The organism is Trichococcus flocculiformis, assembly GCF_963662535.1.
In the GTDB taxonomy this organism is placed as follows: domain Bacteria; phylum Bacillota; class Bacilli; order Lactobacillales; family Aerococcaceae; genus Trichococcus; species Trichococcus flocculiformis.
The window spans coordinates 354218-373165 of record NZ_OY759718.1 but is presented as its reverse complement, the minus strand read 5'-3'; the positions used below and the strand labels follow the sequence as shown (position 1 = coordinate 373165).

At 47.7% G+C, this 18948-nt stretch carries 16 protein-coding genes; 9 read left to right on the top strand and 7 right to left on the bottom strand.

Annotated elements, in window-relative coordinates:
- The first annotated feature begins 9 nt into the window (after positions 1-9).
- Positions 10-1368: a PFL family protein gene (locus ACKPCD_RS02090; RefSeq protein WP_068561454.1), complete on the top strand. Its 1359-nt coding sequence runs from the start codon at positions 10-12 to the stop codon at positions 1366-1368.
- Between the two features lie 323 nt (positions 1369-1691).
- Here ACKPCD_RS02090 and ACKPCD_RS02085 read toward each other — a convergent pair whose 3' ends face one another.
- Positions 1692-3032, bottom strand: coding sequence for an APC family permease (locus ACKPCD_RS02085; protein WP_068561453.1), 1341 nt, complete (start codon positions 3030-3032; stop codon positions 1692-1694).
- A 142-nt stretch (positions 3033-3174) separates the two neighbouring features.
- Positions 3175-4047 carry a cation diffusion facilitator family transporter gene (locus tag ACKPCD_RS02080; protein ID WP_086989421.1) on the bottom strand — a complete coding sequence of 291 codons (873 nt, stop codon included), beginning with the start codon at positions 4045-4047 and terminating at the stop codon, positions 3175-3177.
- 248 nt (positions 4048-4295) lie between these two features.
- Between ACKPCD_RS02080 and ACKPCD_RS02075 the strand changes: the two genes are divergently transcribed.
- From ACKPCD_RS02075 to ACKPCD_RS02055, 5 genes are all read left to right on the top strand, one after another.
- Positions 4296-5750: an amidase gene (locus tag ACKPCD_RS02075; RefSeq protein ID WP_321433862.1), complete on the top strand. Its 1455-nt coding sequence runs from the start codon at positions 4296-4298 to the stop codon at positions 5748-5750.
- Positions 5751-6152: 402 nt separating this feature from the next.
- On the top strand, positions 6153-6542 hold the full coding sequence (locus tag ACKPCD_RS02070; RefSeq protein ID WP_068561450.1) for a MerR family transcriptional regulator: 390 nt from the start codon (positions 6153-6155) through the stop codon (positions 6540-6542).
- 39 nt (positions 6543-6581) lie between these two features.
- A complete protein-coding gene (glnA, locus tag ACKPCD_RS02065; RefSeq protein ID WP_321433861.1) occupies positions 6582-7916 on the top strand; it encodes a type I glutamate--ammonia ligase in 1335 nt (444 codons plus the stop codon).
- A gap of 425 nt (positions 7917-8341) precedes the next feature.
- The gene (locus ACKPCD_RS02060) at positions 8342-9232 is read left to right on the top strand and encodes an ABC transporter ATP-binding protein (protein WP_321433860.1); all 891 of its coding nucleotides are present in this window, start codon (positions 8342-8344) and stop codon (positions 9230-9232) included.
- Positions 9225-10046 (top strand): DUF2705 family protein, encoded by an 822-nt coding sequence (locus tag ACKPCD_RS02055; RefSeq protein ID WP_321433859.1) that lies wholly within the window; start codon positions 9225-9227, stop codon positions 10044-10046. Before ACKPCD_RS02060 ends, ACKPCD_RS02055 begins: the two co-directional genes overlap by 8 nt.
- Before the next feature lie 72 nt (positions 10047-10118).
- Here the strand turns inward: ACKPCD_RS02055 and ACKPCD_RS02050 are convergent, their stop codons facing one another.
- From ACKPCD_RS02050 to ACKPCD_RS02035, 4 genes are all read right to left on the bottom strand, one after another.
- Positions 10119-10292, bottom strand: a complete 174-nt coding sequence (locus ACKPCD_RS02050; protein WP_157080403.1) for a hypothetical protein — start codon at positions 10290-10292, stop codon at positions 10119-10121.
- Positions 10285-10764 (bottom strand): GNAT family N-acetyltransferase, encoded by a 480-nt coding sequence (locus ACKPCD_RS02045; RefSeq protein WP_321433858.1) that lies wholly within the window; start codon positions 10762-10764, stop codon positions 10285-10287. The genes ACKPCD_RS02050 and ACKPCD_RS02045 overlap by 8 nt, the downstream gene beginning before the upstream one ends.
- A gap of 168 nt (positions 10765-10932) precedes the next feature.
- On the bottom strand, positions 10933-12612 hold the full coding sequence (locus ACKPCD_RS02040) for an ammonium transporter (RefSeq protein ID WP_321433857.1): 1680 nt from the start codon (positions 12610-12612) through the stop codon (positions 10933-10935).
- A 391-nt stretch (positions 12613-13003) separates the two neighbouring features.
- On the bottom strand, positions 13004-13363 hold the full coding sequence (locus ACKPCD_RS02035; RefSeq protein ID WP_157080402.1) for a DUF3997 domain-containing protein: 360 nt from the start codon (positions 13361-13363) through the stop codon (positions 13004-13006).
- A gap of 466 nt (positions 13364-13829) precedes the next feature.
- Here ACKPCD_RS02035 and nrdD point away from each other — a divergent pair, with 466 nt between their 5' ends.
- The 3 genes from nrdD (at position 13830) to ACKPCD_RS02020 (ending at position 17700) form a co-directional block, all read left to right on the top strand.
- The gene (gene nrdD, locus ACKPCD_RS02030) at positions 13830-16052 is read left to right on the top strand and encodes an anaerobic ribonucleoside-triphosphate reductase (RefSeq protein ID WP_321433856.1); all 2223 of its coding nucleotides are present in this window, start codon (positions 13830-13832) and stop codon (positions 16050-16052) included.
- Positions 16053-16075: 23 nt separating this feature from the next.
- A complete protein-coding gene (nrdG, locus tag ACKPCD_RS02025; RefSeq protein ID WP_068561442.1) occupies positions 16076-16636 on the top strand; it encodes an anaerobic ribonucleoside-triphosphate reductase activating protein in 561 nt (186 codons plus the stop codon).
- A gap of 140 nt (positions 16637-16776) precedes the next feature.
- On the top strand, positions 16777-17700 hold the full coding sequence (locus ACKPCD_RS02020; protein WP_321433855.1) for an aldo/keto reductase: 924 nt from the start codon (positions 16777-16779) through the stop codon (positions 17698-17700).
- Between the two features lie 72 nt (positions 17701-17772).
- Here the strand turns inward: ACKPCD_RS02020 and ACKPCD_RS02015 are convergent, their stop codons facing one another.
- On the bottom strand, positions 17773-18942 hold the full coding sequence (locus ACKPCD_RS02015; protein WP_321433854.1) for a hypothetical protein: 1170 nt from the start codon (positions 18940-18942) through the stop codon (positions 17773-17775).
- Positions 18943-18948: the final 6 nt, after the last annotated feature.

The window sequence follows — 18948 nt, the reverse complement described above, 5'->3', positions numbered from 1 at the left end:
GACATTTGAATGTTAAGAACTGACAATATCTTGGACACCATCCGCATGTTCGAAGAGGACAATCTGGATATCCGTACCATCACCATGGGGATCTCTTTATTGGACTGCATCGACAGCGATGGTGAAAAAGCTCGTGAAAGAATATACAAAAAAATCACCACTAAAGCGAAGAACTTGGTCAGCGTAGCGCAGGAAATCGAAGATACATATGGCGTTCCGATCACGAACAAGCGGATTTCGGTGACACCGATCGCCTTGATTGCCGGCGCAAGCGATGACACGGACTATGTAGCCTACGCAAAAACCTTGGATGCGGCGGCGAAGGAAGTCGGCGTCGACTTCATCGGCGGCTTTTCGGCTCTAGTTGAAAAAGGCTACAACAAAGGCGACAAGATATTGATCGACTCGATTCCGGAAGCTTTAGCAGTGACGGACAAGGTCTGCAGCAGCGTGAACATCGGATCCACTAAAGCGGGCATCAACATGGATGCTGTCAAATTGATGGGCGAAATCGTTCTTGCTACAGCGGAAAAAACAGCGGACAGAAACGGCTTCGGTTGCGCAAAACTGGTTGTTTTTGCAAACTCCGTAAGTGATAATCCATTCATGGCCGGCGCTTACCATGGTATCGAAGAAGCGGATTGCGAAATTCATGTCGGCATTTCCGGACCTGGTGTCGTCAAACGTGCTTTGGAAAAAGTGAAAGGCGAACCGATGGATATCGTTGCCGACACAATCAAAAAAGCGGCGTTCCAAATCACCCGAATGGGGCAATTGGTCGGGAATATCGCATCGCAAAAATTGGGCGTGCCATTCGGTATCGTCGACTTGGCTTTGGCCCCGACTCCTGCAGTCGGCGACTCGGTAGGGGAAATCCTTGAAGAGTTTGGGTTGGGCGTAGTCGGTACCCATGGAACGGTTGCTGCTTTGGCTGTACTGAATGACGCAGTCAAAAAAGGCGGCGTAATGGCTTGCAGTCACGTTGGTGGCTTATCCGGCTCGTTCATCCCAGTATCTGAGGATCATCGCATGATCGAAGCGGCTGCTGCCAACCAAATCTCGTTGGATATGTTGTTGGCGATGACGGCTATCTGTTCGGTTGGGTTGGATATGATCGCAATCCCTGGCAATACGCCGGCGACAACGATTGCAGCGATGATCGCGGATGAAGCGGCCATCGGGGTCCAAAACAACAAAACCACAGCTGTCCGCGTGATTCCGGCAATCGGCTGTGGTGTGGGTGATTTTGTTGAATTCGGTGGTTTGCTCGGACGCGCTCCCGTACAACCTGTCCATGAAGAAAGTTCGGCTGACTTCATCAACCGCGGTGGACGTAGCCCTGCACCGATCCACTCATTCAAAAACTAAATGTCAGTCAAAAAAATGGAGTTGTCCCTTCGCGGGACGGCTCCATTTTTTTTGAGTGCGACCGAAGGACGTGAGCGTGAGCTCCGGTGAGGGGAGGTTTCCCCGGAGTTCGGCCAACATTTAGTCTGCATCCTCCTGCGAGCAAGGCTTCGCAGGAGGACATCGTGGGGATTGTCTCTCTTCTCCGGGGAGCGGCACCTTGGCCGGAGCTGGGTGCTCGATTCCGGTCAGGCACACTCCTTCGACGGCAGCCAGGAGCGGATACTGTCCAGACACTAAAAAACGAAGAAGGGCTGCTCGGCATGAGCAGCCCTTCATTAATGTTATACCGTAATTTTTTTCTCGTAGTATTTATATCCGATGAAGCAAACAACGAAGCAGAACAGGATGAAAACCGGCACATAAGTCGGATTGGACACGATGCCGCCGATCAGAATGATGGCGGAGCCCATGATCGCGAATACCGGCATGATCCAACCGAAGAAAGGACTGGTGATGACCCCTTCTTTTTTCATGCTGATGACTTTCAGATAAAGGATGACATAGGTCAGATAACTGAAGACAATCGCGATTTCGCTGACATCTCCGCCCCCCATAATACCGGATTTTTGGGTCAGATAGTGCAACACCATCCACACAAAAGCAATTGCAAAAGCAATCTGTGCAGCAACCGGGGACAGTTGACTTTTTGGATCAATCTGTTTCACCTTCGCGCTGTTGGGCAACATATTTTTCTCAGCGAGCGCCTGCGGCAAACGCAGGATACCCATGATTACGCCATTCGTTACACCCAAGATCGCGATCAATACAAACGAAAGAATGATGCTGCCGCCGCGTTCGCCCAACAAGGAAATGCCCACTGTTGTAGTGGCTTCATCCCCCATCGCCAAGATGTACTCGGGGCCGGCGATGGATACCAGTCCGCTGAAGTAGGTCAAGTAGATGGCCAAAACCAGCAAGGGTCCGATGGTCAAAGCCATTGGCATCGTCCGTTTGGCATTTTTCACTTCATGCGTGATGTTTGTCGCGATAGTCCAGCCGTCGTAGGAGAAAGCCATAGGTGCCAATGCAGCAAGCCAACCCCAACCGACATTCGTGATCGGAACAGCCAATTCAGGAGGAACGATCGGAGCAGGCTCTTTCCAGAAAATACCTACAAAGGCGATGGCGATCAGCGGAATCAGTTTCATGATGGTGGCGAGATTCTGGAAGTAGCCACCCAATCTGAGCGAGAAATAGTTCAACAAGAAGAAGAACGCCATATAGCCTGTTCCGATCAGTGTTTGTGTTTCCAATGTGTTCGGCAGACCCAACAGCATGCAGGTGTAGATGCCGGATACCCAGCTCACGACGACGGTGATCGTTGGCAGGTAAACGAACAATTGGAACCAGCCGAACGCGCTTGCTGCTTTGTCGGAGATGAACTCCTCGAAATAAGCGACGACGCCGCCGTTTTTTTCGGTCCGGTTAGCCAGTTGCGTCAAGGTGATGCTCCCGAAAATGATGCTGAATGCACCGATACAGAAAACCAAAATCCCTAATGCTACGTTCCCACCGGTCGCTCCCAAAATGTCATCAGCTTTGAAAAAGATTCCTGATCCGACGCAGATGCCGACAATCATGGATACTGCAGTAAATAAGCCGTAATGTTTCTCTTCTTTCATAAGTCACTCCCAATAGATGTATTTTTTCCCAAAAAAAAAGACGGACAGATCTGGATGGCAGCTGCGTCCGCCAAAATAATCTGTATAAATCCGTCTGCTATTATACCATCAAAATGATGGCAAGCCTATCAAACTTATAACATCAGTGCGTCAGTGGTTCTACATGGACATCTGTTTCAAAAACATTGAATACCGTGCGCAAGCAATCTTCGACTGCTTCCGTGATTTCGTGGCTGCGCAACACTGTCAGCTCCGCATCCAGCAGAATGGTCACATCAACATAGACATTTGCACCATAGCTGCGTGCGGCGATGGACGTCACTTGTTGGACATCAGGAATGTCGAGGATAGCCTGTCGGTATTCAGCCAAATGATTTGTTTCGAAACCGTCGGAAAGGGAGAAGGCACTTTCGCGGAAAATATCGATTGCAGTCTTGATGATGACGATGCCTACGAAGACTGCCATGACACCGTCCAACCAGTACAGCCCGAAAATGGAGCCAAAAATAGCGATGGCCGTTGCAAAGCTGGTAAGGGCATCACTCAGGTTATCTTTCGCGGAAGCGGCCAAGCCCAGACTGTTGATGCGGTTCGCGAGCCGGTTATTGAATATGTAGACTCCAATCATGATAACCCCTGCGATCAAGGCAGTGATACCCGACAGCACATCGGGAGTAGTAAACTCTCCACTGGTCAGTTTTGAAAAGCTTGAGAACAGAACCTGTAGGCCGACCAGAAGCATAAGCAAGGAAGTGGCGAGACTTGCGATCGTCTCTGCCTTCCAATGACCATAAGGATGATCCTCATCAGCTGGTCGACGAGCGATACGCAGGCCAATCATGATAGCGACCGTGGAAATGACATCAGTAAAATTATTCAATCCATCGGCACTCAGCGCAGCTGACCCGAAGGCATTCCCGATGAAGAGTTTTGCGAAAGAGAGGGTAACATACGCAACCATGCTGAGCCGTGCGCCCTGTTCCGCCAATTTTAAGTCCTTATATCTTTCGTTCATCGTGTCCTACTCCATTTCCTTTGAATTCATCCGGGTGTTCTTTTGCATTTTCTGAAATTGAGACAATAGAAGGATTCTACTATATTTCAGTTTGGTTGTCATCCAAAATGAATGGAAATACTGTCTACCTCCCGTTGAATAGGGACAGAAACCGGTACAACAAGGCACTGGCCCAGGCAAAACATTGCCTTTTTCTGGCGTGCCACCTACAATGGAAGGAAATGCGAAAATGATAAGGAGGCTTTTTTATGGATCGCCAGAAAGATGCTCTGTACTACACCGAACTTTTAAGGACAAAAAAGGTATCCCCTGAAGAATTGATTGTGGATGCCTTCAAAAAGATAGATAGAGAGAATCCCCGTTACAATGCCGTCGTGCATACGCGCAGGGAAAAAGCGCTGCATGAAGCCAAAACAAGGGACTTTGGGAACACTTTATTCGGTGGTGTGCCAATCTTGATCAAAGATTTGGGTCAGGACTTGGCCGGGGAGCCGTCAACATCAGGCTCGCAGCTGCTGAGGAATTATGTCGCTCCCCGCACCAGTCATTTTATCGAGGCAATTGAAAAGGCCGGATTCATCGTCATCGGCCAGACGAGTACGCCTGAATTCGGATTCAAAAACATTACTGATGCCGTCATCCATGGACCAACCAGAAACCCCTTTAATCGGGACCATTCTCCGGGAGGTTCCAGCGGCGGTGCGGCAGCTGCCGTGGCATCAGATATGGTTGCCATCGCCACCGCCAGTGACGGTGGCGGTTCGATCCGGATTCCAGCCTCTTTCACAGGTTTGGTGGGGCTGAAACCGACAAGAGGGCGGACGCCGGTGGGGCCAGGAGCATATCGCGGCTGGCAAGGCGCATCGATCAGCTTCGCATTGACGAAGACGGTAAGGGATACAGCGATGATGCTCGATGCTCTGCAGACAATCCAGGCGGCAGCGCCGTTCCAAACGCCCTTGTTTCCAGGCAGCCATTTCCAGGAACAGCAATCCGGAAAACATCGCAAGTTCCGGATCGCCTATTCACTCGAATCACCGGTGAAATCTGTCGTCAGTGCGGACGCGAAGCAGGCTGTACTCCAGACAGTGACAGTATTGGAAGAGTTGGGGTACGAAGTGGAAGAAAAAAAACCTGATATCGACGGGATCCTTTTGATGGAGGCCTACTATGCAATGAATGGAGCCGAAACGGATGCGATGCTGCGAGGGTTTGCCGCGAAACTGGGGCGGCCTTTGACGGCCGATGACATGGAGTTGGTTTCCTGGTCTCTCTATCAATACGGCCAAACAATCTCCGGTGGCGACTACTCCTTGGCATTGGGCCTATGGGACCAGGCTGCGGCCACAATGGATCAGTTTCATGAAAGCTATGACTTGCTGCTGCAGCCGACTACAGCAGCAGGTGCTCCCCGCATTGATCATGCTTTCCAAAGCGAGGAACTGAAGGAGCGGATGCGCAGAGCGGATCTGTTGTCGGCAGCGGACCGGAAAGAAGTTGTCTGGACTATGTTTGAAGAGAGTTTGGGCGTGACCCCATTCACGCAGCAAGCAAATTTGACCGGGCAGCCTGCCATCAGTCTGCCGGTATACCGAACAGATTCCGGCTTGCCTTTGGGGGTGCAGTTCACTGCTCCTAAAGGGAAAGAGGAGTGGCTTTTGGATATTGCGGCGGTACTGGAGAGGGCAGGTATGTTCATCTAAGTGAAGGCGCTGATAATTGCGGCAATCCAAACCCTCTGCAGGTGCTTATCGTCGCAGCCGTTTCGTTACTCACATTTTTTTTTAATATTTTTTTCATTAAAGGGCTCTTTTTTTATCCCATGCGAGGGAATTGGCGTGTGAGGGGGAGATGAAATGCCTTTCAAATGTTATTCTGACAAGGTTTTACGTAGATGTTAGAAAATGTGACATGGAATGTAAAGGTAGCGTTGACTTGAATGAGAATTAGGAGTATTCTTGTTGTATTAAATGACTCAATTAATTGCTAGTAAATACGATTAATTGCTGAAAAGAACTATCTTTTTCTCAACAGGCACTAACTCCTGAAGAAAAAGGATACATCTGTGTTTCGCTCAACTCAGAAGCTTCGATGGAGGGGTTGGTATGAAAGAAAAAGAGCTACGACGTTCGATGGCTGTTTTTACCATCGGAACCGTCATGCAACTGACGGATCTGACAGCTAGACAGATCCGCTATTACGAAGAGCAAGAACTCGTTCATCCTAAGCGCACAGATACTAATCGCCGGATGTTTTCATTGAACGACGTCGATCGTCTGCTGGAAGTCAAAGACTATTTGGCTGAAGGATTGAACATCACTGCAATCAAGCGGATGTACAGTACCGAAAGACTGAAGAAGCAGCAAGAAGAGGAGCTTGAAAATAAGCACAAAAACTTGACTGATGAAGACGTCCGTCGCATCCTCTACAAAGAGATACTCAACGCAAGTGGATTTAACCCTGGGGATTCAAACAAACCTTGGGGAAGATTATAAAAAAAACAAACAAAGCACAGTCAAAGAGAGGGAATACAAATGCCAAAATTTACTAGAGAAGAAATCATCGCATCAGCAAAGAATGATAACGTCCGTTACCTACGCTTAATGTTCACTGACATCTTAGGAACAATCAAAAACGTGGAAGTTCCTATCAGCCAGTTAGAAAAAGTATTAGACAACAAAATGATGTTCGACGGTTCTTCCATCGAAGGTTTTGTACGTATTGAAGAAAGTGATATGTACTTGTACCCAGATTTGGATACATGGTTAGTATTCCCTTGGGGAACTGAACAAGGCAAAGTTGCACGTCTGATTTGTGATATCTATCAACCGAACGGCCAACCATTTGCTGGAGACCCACGCAGCAACTTGAAACGCGCACTTGCTGAAATGGAAGAGTTAGGCTTCACAGAATTTAATTTAGGACCTGAACCTGAATTCTTCCTGTTCAAATTGGATGAAAAAGGTCAACCTACATTGAAATTGAACGATCAAGGCGGATACTTCGACTTGGCTCCTACTGACTTAGGCGAAAACTGCCGTCGTGACATTGTTTTGGAATTAGAAGCTTTAGGTTTCGAAATCGAAGCAAGCCACCACGAAGTTGCACCAGGACAACACGAAATCGACTGGAAATACGCAAATGCTGTTGAAGCTTGCGACAACATCCAAACGTTCAAACTGATTGTTAAGACTGTAGCCCGCAAACATGGCTTGCATGCAACGTTCATGCCTAAACCAGTATTCGGAATCAACGGATCCGGAATGCACTTCAACATGTCTTTATTCAACGAAAACGGCAATGCTTTCTACGACAAAAACGATGATCGTCAATTAAGCGAAACAGCTTACCAATTCATCGCTGGTCTGATCAAACATGCTCGCGGCTTTACTGCTGTCTGCAACCCAATCGTTAACTCATACAAACGTTTGGTTCCTGGTTATGAAGCGCCTGTATACATCGCATGGAGCGGAAGAAACCGTTCACCGCTGATCCGTATCCCAGAATCACGCGGCATGTCCACTCGTGTTGAATTGCGTAGCGTTGACCCAGCTGCTAACCCATACTTGGCTTTAGCTGCATTATTGGCTGCAGGTCTTGACGGCGTGAAGAACAAATTGGAAGCTCCAGCTCCAATCGACCGCAACATCTACCAAATGTCAGCTGAAGACCGTTACGAAAACGGAATTTTGGACTTGCCTACAACATTACAAGAAGCTCTTGAAGAGTTCTCTAAAGACCAATTGTTGGTTGACGCATTAGGCGACCACATCAGCAACAATTTCGTCGAATCAAAAGAAATCGAAGTAATGTCTTACATCCAACAAGTAACAGAGTGGGAAAGAGAACAATACTTGAATATGTACTAAGAGTGTGAGAAAAGTCGTTTAGCTCCCCGTACGTTGGAGCACCCCAAGAAGTGAACCTCTTTTGTTCACTACTTGGGGTGTGAAACGTTAGTGGGAGCTGACTTTTCGAACAGGTTTACTAAGAGCGAGATGAATCCCGCTCTAGAAATCGAGCACTAAGAGGACTAACACTAAACGGACGTTTTTTGTCCGTGTGTGGTAGTCAGCTTAGGCGGAATCCCCTGCAAATCAGAACACGTTTAAAGAGCGGGATTCAGAACGCGTTTACCGAGAGTGTAAGAATCCCGCTCTTCTGCAAAAGGCCGAGACCAATTTGTCTCGGCCTTTTGTGTCGTTCAGGGAAGAAAAATCATGCTGTTGCTGTAAACTTCAGCCGAGAAAACGTATAATGGATATATGTAAAGTTCTTTAGAGGAGGGGTTACAGTGGAAGCAATCGAAATGGAAGGTTTGACCAAACGATACCGTAAGAGTGTGGCTTTGGACAATATTCACCTCACTGTGGAACAAGGCGAACGGTTTGGTTTCATCGGGCCGAACGGAGCAGGGAAGTCGACAACCATCAAGTTGTTGCTTGATTTCATCAAGCCCAGCAAAGGAAATGCCCGAGTTTTCGGACTGGATGCCCAGAAAGACTCCGAGAGCCTGAAGCGCATCATCGGATATGTCCCGAGTGACGTGCACTACTACAGCAATCTTACCGTTGAAGAGATTTTGATGATGACGGGGAAATTCCACCAAATCCATAATATCAAGGAAATGATGGCTTATTACGTGGAACGCTTCGCATTGGAGCCGAAAAAGAAAATGAAGGACCTTTCCTTGGGTAATCGGAAAAAAGTCGCGATTGTGAACAGTCTGATTTTCAATCCGGAACTTTTGATACTGGATGAGCCCACAAACGGACTGGATCCTTTGATGCAGCATCGTTTGTTTGAGGAGCTGAACTACCACAACAAAGAAGGCGCGACAGTCTTCATTTCTACGCATAACCTTCCGGAAGTGGAAGCATTCTGTACGCGGACTGCCTTCATCCGTGAAGGCAAAATCATTTCCGTGGAAGATATGGCTTCCGGTTATCAACCAGGGAAAGTGGTGACGCTGACCGGTTCAGCCATCGTAACGAAGGATTTCGAATCCAAAGGGTATCGCGTCCTTTCCAAGACGGATCGGGTCGTTTCCTTGCTCTACAAAGACAACGTGAAGCAGATTCTGGCCGATATGGCGCCGCTGGATTTGGAGGATATCGAAATCCGCAATCAGAATCTGGAGGAAAAATTCATGACCCTGTATGGTGGAGGTGGATCCCATGAATAGCATCCGTTTGGAGTGGAAACAGGAGCGCAACGGTTTGTTCGTGTGGTTGTTTTTTATGGTCCTGATCATGGGCTTGATGATGGCGATGTTCCCCGTCATGTCGAATCAAGGAATGGAGGACATCCTGACGACCAAGCTCGATGCGATGCCTCCTGAGATGCTGGAGGCTTTCTCGCTCACGAATGGCGCGAGCTTGCTGCAGGCCGCCGGATTTTTTGCCTATATTTTTCAGTACCTCTTTTTGGCGGCCTGCATTTTTGCAACGATGAAGGGTGCGCAGGCGCTGATCAAGGAAGAGACGAACGGTACAATCGAGTATCTTTATGCACAGCCAATCAGCAGAAAAGCTATTGTCACGAGCAAATACATCGCTAACTTGGTATTACTGCTGATTTTTTGGATCGTTTTATATGGCGCAGCTCTGCTGTTCATCTATCTATTCAAGGAGGATGGAGCCGATTTTGTGGAAATCATAAAGGATATCACGCTGATGTTCGGTGCGGAGTCGTTGGTATTGTTGTTCTTTTATTCGATCGGCTTCCTTTTCTCGACGTTCATTGCGAGTAGCCGTTCAACAAGCGGAGTCGCGCTATTGTTGGTGTTCGGCACCTATATGATCGGCCTTGTCTCGAAAATGGTCGAGGAATACGAATTTCTGCGGGTTTTGTCGCCGATCGAATATGCACATCCAGCGGCCTTGTTGGAAGAGGGGATTTCCTGGGAGTATATGGTTATTTGCATCATCGGAAGCTTGCTGGTATTGGGTCTAAGCTATCTCATCTACGGCAGAAAAGATTTGCGGATCCAGGTTTAGTGTTATAGGTCGTTTAGATGGTCCTGAATTAATCAAAATAAAAAAGCCCGTGCTGGGCTTTTTTATTTTGGATTAACCGAATGTCATGAACATTACTGCGGCGACGATCAGGGCGTAGGACAATTTCTCCAGGTTTTTCTTTGTGATCGGGTTCAGGCCTTTGTCGTAGCGTGTCTGGTACATGATCCAGACGTTGATTCCGATGCTGATGATGCCTAGTATGCTGGCTGTAAGATATTTATTCACGATGTTCCTCCTGTTGGTTTTTACTTTCCGTTTGAGTGTTCTGCGAATCGATGATCATGTCGATATGCGGGATATCATCCTCCAGGTAGATATCCGATACGGGCCGGAATCCGAATGAGGCATAAAAATCCTGCAAGTAGGCTTGTGCTTGCGCGTGGATCGCTAGTCCGGGGAAATGCATCTTTGCATACTCCAGCACGACCTGCATCAATTCCTGGCCGTAGCCATGGGTGCGTTCGCCTTGCGGGACAAGGACGCGTCCGATGCGCACATCATCCAGTTCAGGGATCAATCGGGCATAGGCCAGCAGCCGATCATCTGCCTGCTTCCAGAAGTGGATGCTGACGAGGTCGGTGTCATCCACCTCTTGATAAGGGCAATTTTGCTCCACAACGAAAACGGCAGTCCGTTCTTTGTAGATGAGGTGCAATTCCCTCGCTGTCAGTTCTTCAAAAGGTTTGATGACCCACATATGTTTTCCTCCTCATCGATTGGTGGAGAGCCACCATCATAGTCCTTATTATAGCAAAGCGCGGGCAAACAAAAAACCTGGAAACAGTTTACTGCAAAGAAATAAAGCCAAGGAGTGCGTCTCGCAGTGAGACGGCTCCTTGGCTTTATTTAGTGTTCGTTATTCGGTTTAATAATATTTTAGGGCAGCTGGGCCTGAATCGCTGTTGCTGATGCGGAAGGCATCGGCAACCGGGGAAACGAAGACTTTACCGTCACCGACATGACCCGTGTATAAAGCGCGGCGGGCAGCACGGATGACTTCTTCGACAGGCACCTCGCTGATGATCGTTTCGATGCGGACTTTCGGTAAAAGATTGCCCTCAGCCTTCGCACCACGATAGAAGGTTTGTTGGCCTTTTTGGAGCCCGTAACCATGCACGGATGTGACCGTCATGCCGGTTACACCGATAGCGTTCAATTCCGCTTTCAGACGCTCCAGTTTATCCGGATTGGCGATGATTTCCACTTTATTCATCGTGTAGCCTGAATCAGCCAATTTGAAGGCTCCGACTTTAGTCAGGTCCACTTCTTGGACAGCAGGGATTCCAGCAGGTTTGCTGCTGTCTGTTACATAATCTTCGAATGCAGTCGTTGCGACAAAGTCATGGTAGCTTGAAGTCAAGCCATGCTCAGCGACGTCCATACCGATGATTTCTTCTTCAGCGCTAGCGCGGATACCCATTGATTTTTGGATGACCTTGAAGACTACATACATGGCACCGGCTGTGTAGGCGGCTACGGAAGCGACGCCTAACGTTTGAATGCCAAGAAGATTGAATCCACCGCCGTACAATACTCCGCCATCCGTTGCGAAAATGCCGACTAAGATTGTTCCTAATGCACCATTCACACCGTGTACACTGAAAGCACCGACTGGATCATCGATCTTCAATTTTTGATCGACGAATTCGACAGCGAGTACAATGGCGAATCCGGCGATGATTCCGATTGCGATAGCCCCGAAAGGAGAGACGACAGCACAGCCGGCCGTGATGGCAACAAGCCCTGCCAGTGAGCCGTTCAGTGTCATGGATACATCAGGCTTGCCATATTTTGTCCAAGTGAATAAGAGCGTGACCAGAGTCGCTGTGACTGCGGATAAGTTTGTATTCAAGAAGATCGTACCAATCAAGGCAAGGGTTTCGTCTCCTGTTGCCGCAACCGTTGAGGCTCCGTTGAATCCGAACCAAGCGAACCAGAGGATGAAGACGCCAAGGGCACCGATCGTCAAATTGTGGCCAGGAATGACTTGTGCTTTACCATCTTTATATTTTCCGATACGTGGACCGACGACGGCAGCCCCGACAAGAGCAGCAACGCCACCTACCATATGCACGGCTGTGGATCCAGCGAAGTCAATGAAGCCCATTTGAGCCAGCCAACCGCCGCCCCAGATCCAATGTCCGGAGATCGGATAGATCAACAAGGAGATGATGAAGGAGTACACGAGATAAGAGCTGAATTTTGTCCGTTCCGCAACAGCTCCGGATACGATAGTGGCTGCAGTTGCCGCGAATACGTTTTGGAACATGAAATGGACAGCTCCAGGAATGGTGGAATCAAGTCCTTCCATAAATAAAGCAGGAGTTCCGATGATGCCGGCGATATCGTCCCCGAACATGATGCTGTAGCCGATAAGGAAGAATCCCAATGATCCGAGTACAAAGTCCATAAGATTTTTCATGATGATGTTCGCTGCGTTCTTAGCGCGAGTGAAGCCCGTCTCGACCATCGCGAAACCGGCTTGCATAAAGAATACCAATACCGTTCCCAGCAAGGTCCATAATGTGTCTACTGATGAAAACATAAATGATTCCTCCTTTTGTTTTAGCATAGTCTTAGTGTATAGAAATAATTTTATTGATGCTATATCCTGCTTACGCACCATGTAATATAATGTGACAATGCTTACAAATCAATGTTTGCAAGCGCTTGGATGCGAAAATGATGAGATTTCTGAGCTTAAATCTCATCAAATTGCAGGGATGTTGGATGCGGTTGTGTATTTTTGGTCAACATGATTAAAATAAATCTGACATGAGCGAGTAGGGAATAGGACGGATGTCAGAATCGGTGACAACGAATAGGTTCCATCAGCGGGGATATCCGGGGTAAAGAGCAAATATACAGCAAAAAGCCGTAAGGGAAACATGCGGGACATGTTTTCCTTACGGCTCTATGTATTCTTTTAGTAACTTCTAAAAGTTGATGATCCAGTCCATTTCCGATAATTCAATCAATGGCAACTCGATCGCTTCCTCTTTTAACGCCTTCTCGAACCCTTCCTTCGAAAAAGGGCCTTTTACAGATTCAATTCTTCTATCGATAATAAAATATTCGAATGCTTCATTATGTTCTTTTTCAAGAATGATAAATTCATCGGTCCAATTCAATCGTGTAATATAGCCTTGGATGCTTCCAGTCGGGTAGCGATAAGATGAAGGCAGATGGAAAAGGTTTTGCCAAGAAGCGCACTGTCTCAAAAATAGGCCTTCTCCGACCGGTATTCTAAATTTAGCAATTCTGGATATTTCAGGCAACATTCTATTTTTCCACACTATCATTTCACCCCTTTTTTGTGTCCTCATTCTTTTGACATCCCTGTGGCTTAAAGCCGGATAACAGATCCGAAAATAAGAATGAATCGCTTACATTTCTGACAAGTCATAGTATAACTGCTTTTTTTTACAAAGTACAGTAGATTCTATTGATTTTATGTACTTTATATGTTTTTTAACATTTTTTTTAATTTTCAGGGTATTTTCCTATTGACCAAAGCATCAAAATATGTCTGCTGAATTTAGACGGAATTTGACTTTAAACACTATATATTGTGGTGGAAATTTCTCTTTGGATGATATATAGTATACAAAGAGAATCGAAACAGAGTCTACTTTAAGTAGAGGCAACCAACGTGAGAAGCGCGTCCGATAAGGAAAGCTTGCTCACTTTGTAACGACCTCTTACTTTTTATTAGCTTTTTTTGCATGTTCGGTTGATTTTTAACTAAGGAGTGGGAAAAATATGGCTTCATTACCAACAGATTACTTAAATGAGAGCACGAATCTTCAAGTCGCTGACACAGAAGTGAACATCCAAGTATTGAAGGCGGATGGACGGGTTGTTCCTTTTCATGCCAAGAAAATATATAAAGCAATCAAAAAAGCGGAGCGTTTTTTATCTGAACAGAACGAAGCGGCTGCAGATTACGATGTGGATGCTGTCGTGGCACTGGTCGTAGACAAACTGATTGCGTCAGAAGCGGAAAGTGTTTCGACAGACGATATCCATGATCAGGTTGAAGCGACGCTTGCTGAAATGGGCAATCTGCCATTAGCCGAAGCCTACAATACCTATAAACTAGCGAAGAAAGTCAAAAAACTCCAACAACAGGACATCGAATTGCGCATCCAGAGCCTGATGAATGCCGATCAGAGCGTCGTCAACGAGAATGCCAACAAGGACAGCCGTGTCTTCAATACGATCCGGGACTTGACGGCAGGAGTGGCCGCGAAAGCGATCGGCTTGCGGATGCTGCCGAAACACGTTTCCAACGCCCACATGAAAGGCGATATCCATTACCATGACTTGGATTACCAGCCGTATTCACCGATGACGAACTGTGTTCTGATCGATTTCCAGAATATGCTCCGTGAAGGTTTCAAAATCGGTAATGCCGAAGTGGACAGCCCGCGTTCAGTCAACACGGCGACTGCCCAAATGGCGCAGATTTTTGCGAACGTCGCTTCCAGTCAATACGGCGGCTGCAGCGCAGACCGGGTCGACGAAGTGTTGGCACCTTACGCACGCCTGAACTATGAGAAGCATCTGGAAACGGCTAAAGAGTGGGTAGAAGGCGAAGCGAAACAGATTGCTTATGCCGAAGAAAAAACCCGCAAAGACATCTATGATGCGATGCAAAGCCTGGAGTACGAAATCAACACACTCTACACTTCAAACGGACAAACACCGTTTACCACGCTCGGATTCGGACTGGGTACCGATTGGTTTGCGCGCGAAATCCAAAAAGCCGTCCTGCAAGTACGCATCAAAGGATTGGGCAAGGAAAGACGCACAGCAATCTTCCCGAAATTGATCTTCGCCTTGAAAAAAGGCACAAACCTAGAGACGCACGATCCCAACTATGACATCAAGCAGTTGGCCATCACTTGTGCCACGAAACGGATGTATCCGGATGTGCTGATGTACGATAAAATCGTTGAATTGACAGGCAGTTTCAAGACACCGATGGGTTGCCGTTCCTTCCTGCAGGGCTGGGAAGACGAAAACGGAAATGAAGTCAATTCCGGTCGGATGAATCTTGGGGTCGTGACGTTGAACATCCCTAGAATCGCCTTGGAATCGGAAGGGAATCCGGAAGCATTCTGGAACATCTTCGAGGAACGCTTGGCCATCTGTAAGGATGCCCTCGTCTACCGTGTCGAACGCACCAAAGAAGCGACGCCTACGAACGCACCGATCCTGTACCAGCACGGAGCCTTCGGGAAACGCCTGGGTGAAACGGATCAGGTCGATGAACTATTCAAAAACAAACGCGCTACAGTCTCTCTGGGATATATCGGATTGTATGAAGCGGCTACCGTTTTCTACGGAGCAGATTGGGAAACGAATCCGGAAGCAAAAGCCTTCACTTTGGACATCGTCAAGAAGATGAAGGAAAAAACGGATGCTTGGGGCAACCAATATGGTTATCATTTCAGCGTCTACTCGACTCCGAGCGAAAGTTTGACCGATCGCTTCTGCAGCATGGACACAGAAAAATTCGGCATCATCGCTGATATCACGGATAAGGAATACTACACAAACAGCTTCCATTACGATGTCCGCAAGAATCCGAATCCTTTCGAAAAAATCACCTTCGAAATGGAATATCCGCAATATTGCTCAGGCGGCTTTATCCATTATTGCGAATACCCGAACTTGCAGCAAAATCCGAAAGCGTTGGAAACAGTCTGGGATTTCGCCTACGACAAAGTAGGCTATTTGGGAACGAATACGCCGATCGACCACTGCTTGGAGTGCGGTTTCGAAGGAGACTTCAATCCGACCGAACGCGGATTCCAATGCCCGGAATGCGGCAATACCGATCCGCAGACATGCGACGTCGTAAAACGCACATGCGGCTATCTCGGCAATCCGCAGATCCGTCCGATGGTGAAAGGTCGCCATAAAGAAATATCCGCCCGCGTCAAACATCTGCATGCGGATTGCAAGTCAGAACAGTAATCAGAACAGTTAGGTGATGTGAAGTGAAAAATCCGCAACCGCAAGAATGGTTGGCAGAGAAATACAGCAAGGACAAGGTGGCGGACTACAAGCCGTTCAACTTTGTCGACGGCGAAGGCGTGCGCTGCAGCATCTATCTGAGCGGCTGCCTGTTCGCCTGCGAAGGCTGCTACAATAAGATTGTCCAAAACTTCGACTACGGGATTGCCTACACGACCGAGCTGGAGGAACAGATCATGGCCGATCTGCGCCAGCCTTATGTGCAGGGCTTGACGCTTTTGGGCGGCGAACCGTTCCTCAACACGAAGGTTGCGCTGCGGCTTGCGCGACGCATCCGTGCGGAGTTCGGCCGGACCAAGGACATCTGGGGCTGGACCGGCTACTATTGGGACGAATTGGCTTCAGAATCCGAAGACAAGCAGGAATTGCTGCGCTTGATGGATGTGCTCGTCGACGGCCGCTTCGAACTGTCCAAACGGGATCTGACATTGAAGTTCCGCGGCAGCTCCAATCAGACTATCATCGATGTGCAAAAATCGCTGGAAGCCGGAGAAAAAGTTCTTTGGGCCAATGCTTACGCTTGAATGGTAAAACATATCGTGCTGCCTCACTTCGAGGCAGCACTTTTTTGATGCGCTTCATTACCCAAAAACACATCAAAAATGCTATACTAATTTTATTGAAACGTTTTCAAATAATCCCAATAAGAAAGTTGGTATGACAATTGAAAAAAATGAACATCGGTAATTCAGGACTGTTAGCATCAGAAATTTCGCTCGGCATCATGCGTATGAACGCTTTGACGCATGAAGAGGCGACAGTGGTCATCCGCACGGCAGTGGACAACGGCATCGATTACTTCGATCATGCGGACATCTACGGCAGAGGGACTTCGGAGGAAATTTTCGGAAAAGCCTTTAAGGAACTCGGCATCGCGAGGGACAGCGTGATGCTGCAGACGAAATGCGGCATCGTGCCGGGTGTCATGTTCGATTTCTCAAAAGAACATATCATCGCATCGGTGGAGGGAAGTCTGAAACGACTTCAGACCGATTACGTGGATGCCTTGCTGCTGCACCGTCCGGATACGTTGGTGGAGCCGGAGGAAGTCGCCGAAGCTTTCGATGAACTGCACAAAGCAGGGAAAGTGCGCCATTTCGGCGTCAGCAACCAAAATCCGATGCAGATTGAATTGTTGAAGAAAGCTGTCACACAGCCATTATTGATCAATCAACTGCAGCTCAGTCTGACCCACGCACCGATGATCGATGCAGGATTCAACGTGAACATGATGAACAATCCTTCATTCATGCACGACGGTTCCGTCCTGGAATACAGCCGGATCTCGGACATGACGATCCAGCCGTGGTCGCCATTCCAAGCTGGTAATGGCAAGAAAGGGCTGTTCTTCGACCATCCCGATTATCCGGAATTGAATGAAAAAATCAACACAATTGCGGAAGATAAAGGTGTATCCCGGGAAGCAATCGCAATCGCGTGGTTGTTGCGTCATCCGGCTAAAATGCAGCCAATCGTCGGCAGCATGAACCCAGAGCGTATTGCAGCCATCTGCAAAGCTTCCGATGTGGCGCTGAGCCGCACCGAGTGGTATGAACTCTATAAGGCTGCAGGCAAAATGTTGCCTTAAAGAAAGGCAGCAACAGTTAAAGAGAAATAAAAAAGAACAAGACTCCAATTGGAATCTTGTTCTTTTTTCGCTTTAGGGTTCGTAAATAATCTTATCAAAATAGAGCAAATCGATTTTTTTTGTATCGGCGAACGTGGCATTGATTTCCCCGCTGTAGAGCATTTCCCCAGTCTGGAGTTCGAAAACAGCCAGTTGAGAAGCTCGGTCAGGCTCCAGATAATTTTCCGTCAGTATGATGCGGTTGTCGGAAACGAGGATTTGCCAATTCATATCGACGGTCTCTTCCCAATCAGCAGTATTCTGGAGAATGATTTTATCGCGCACTTGATCCTGCATCAGATCAAGAGGTTGGATTGACCATTCCTGATCCGTGTGCTGCAATTGATAGAAAATACCATCCTTAATTGCGTAAGATAAATCATCCACCAATGCTTCTTCAGCAGCCAGTGTTGACCATTCCTTCGTTGTCCAATCATAGCGCTTGAAGGATAGTGAGACAACCGGTGCAACGTATTCTGTAGCTTCCGAATCAGTTTCTTCGAGCCGCTCCATGACAAAGATTGCTTTTTGATCGCCTTGTGTCAACACGGATGTGGTAACACTCTGATAACCCGTAAAATCCGCAGGTATATCGAAAGCAAAATGTTCCTCCTGCATACCACTGTCCAGATCATAAATCAGGATATCCGTGCCACGATCATTTGAATACTCATCATAACGGCTGTACGAGATAATCAGCTTACCGTCCAGGAAGTCCGTGCTATTGACGTTAAAATAGGTCTTTTCTTTTTTTTCCGGATAAGCGAGGAGCGTTTCCGCAACAGTTTTGTCAGCCTTATCCAGTGTCGCTATCAGGAATCCGTCATTATCCGCTGCTGTATAGTATAAGTTTCCTTCGGTTTCGGCATAATTCCCTTCAAAAGGCCGCTTCCCACGCATAAATGCTTTATACTCATCGCGCCAAACCTGAACAGCGCTTTCTGCGTAGTCTTGGAAGAATGCATCCTGACGTTGCGTCTCGGAATGGCGCAAGCCGGAGCTGTCAAAGCTTAGGGTAGTCGTTTCCCATTGCGAGTGTGCTGTTCCGTAATAGAGTAAGCCATCCAAAACTGCTTCATCACCAGAAACTGTCTCAATACCGATACGCAAAGGCTCTTCTTTTGCCAATAGCGGCTGGACATAGAACCCTCCGAGAATGGTAAGCAAAAGGAGACTCAGCAATAAAATCGTTTGTTTTCTCATTTTTGT

Bases quoted from the DNA above. Each gene is read 5' to 3' on its own strand.
- ACKPCD_RS02045 (WP_321433858.1), bottom strand. From the start codon at position 10,764: ATGTGGGTCATCAAACCTTTTGAAGAACTGACAGCGAGGGAATTGCAC.
- ACKPCD_RS02055 (WP_321433859.1), top strand. From the start codon at position 9,225: ATGAATAGCATCCGTTTGGAGTGGAAACAGGAGCGCAACGGTTTGTTC.
- ACKPCD_RS02075 (WP_321433862.1), top strand. From the start codon at position 4,296: ATGGATCGCCAGAAAGATGCTCTGTACTACACCGAACTTTTAAGGACA.
- nrdD (WP_321433856.1), top strand. From the start codon at position 13,830: ATGGCTTCATTACCAACAGATTACTTAAATGAGAGCACGAATCTTCAA.
- ACKPCD_RS02080 (WP_086989421.1), bottom strand. From the start codon at position 4,047: ATGAACGAAAGATATAAGGACTTAAAATTGGCGGAACAGGGCGCACGG.
- ACKPCD_RS02085 (WP_068561453.1), bottom strand. From the start codon at position 3,032: ATGAAAGAAGAGAAACATTACGGCTTATTTACTGCAGTATCCATGATT.
- ACKPCD_RS02040 (WP_321433857.1), bottom strand. From the start codon at position 12,612: ATGTTTTCATCAGTAGACACATTATGGACCTTGCTGGGAACGGTATTG.
- ACKPCD_RS02070 (WP_068561450.1), top strand. From the start codon at position 6,153: ATGAAAGAAAAAGAGCTACGACGTTCGATGGCTGTTTTTACCATCGGA.
- ACKPCD_RS02015 (WP_321433854.1), bottom strand. From the start codon at position 18,942: ATGAGAAAACAAACGATTTTATTGCTGAGTCTCCTTTTGCTTACCATT.
- ACKPCD_RS02090 (WP_068561454.1), top strand. From the start codon at position 10: ATGTTAAGAACTGACAATATCTTGGACACCATCCGCATGTTCGAAGAG.
- glnA (WP_321433861.1), top strand. From the start codon at position 6,582: ATGCCAAAATTTACTAGAGAAGAAATCATCGCATCAGCAAAGAATGAT.